Annotated in this window: 2 protein-coding genes; both read right to left on the bottom strand. The window is 38.0% G+C overall.

The window, feature by feature from the left end:
* Positions 1–87: 87 nt before the first annotated feature.
* Complete coding sequence (locus ACSLUK_RS19965; RefSeq protein WP_448550548.1) at positions 88–198, bottom strand: type II toxin-antitoxin system RelE family toxin; 111 nt, start codon at positions 196–198, stop codon at positions 88–90.
* A complete protein-coding gene (locus tag ACSLUK_RS19960) occupies positions 188–436 on the bottom strand; it encodes a type II toxin-antitoxin system Phd/YefM family antitoxin (protein WP_448550547.1) in 249 nt (82 codons plus the stop codon). Before ACSLUK_RS19960 ends, ACSLUK_RS19965 begins: the two co-directional genes overlap by 11 nt.
* Between the last annotated feature and the right edge of the window lie 182 nt (positions 437–618).

Genomic DNA, 618 nt, shown 5'->3' with positions numbered 1-618 from the left:
AAATGTACGTCTGGTTCTTTTAGTCATTGTTTCACCTGTAAGTTCATAAGGTGTATATTAACACCTCTAATCAGGTGGCCAAATTAACTATGCCACTACAATTTCAGATAACTTTTTCTTAACCTGGTTTTGTATCGTGGCGCCAAGCTTCTTCCATTCTTTCAGCGCAGACTTTTTAAATTGCAGTTCATAGCTCATCTAAATTAACCTGTATGCTTTCCTCGTCCTTGCGACTTTCGGCAATACTTAATAGCTCAAGGTCTTCTAAATGATCCATTAAAAACTCGTATGTATCTGCTGGTATGCAATAAAAAGCAGGCTCGTTTCTATTTAGCACTGCAATAGGTTCACCGTTTGCGCTTAAAGCAACTTTCATAGGGTTTGCTTTCAACTCACTAATACTAGCGGCTGTTTCAGTTAAAATTCTAGTAGTCATGCTAACCTCGGTATTATTAACAGGTCTTTTATTTGGTCTTATTGTAGCTCTCGAAACATAACACATATGAGCCGTAACTCTGTCAATAAGCAATAGTGTTTTTTTTGCCCGTTTCAAGTCAGTGACGGGCAAGGTTAAATCAATAAGCAAACTCGTTTACTTCGTCTGTCGATGTGGTCGTT

It is taken from the genome of Thalassotalea fusca (genome assembly GCF_053485835.1).
This window is presented reverse-complemented; position numbering and strand designations above follow the sequence as displayed.

Excerpts from the sequence above, each read along its gene's own strand:
- ACSLUK_RS19960 (WP_448550547.1), bottom strand. The coding sequence starts at position 436 with ATGACTACTAGAATTTTAACTGAAACAGCCGCTAGTATTAGTGAGTTG.
- ACSLUK_RS19965 (WP_448550548.1), bottom strand. The coding sequence starts at position 198 with ATGAGCTATGAACTGCAATTTAAAAAGTCTGCGCTGAAAGAATGGAAG.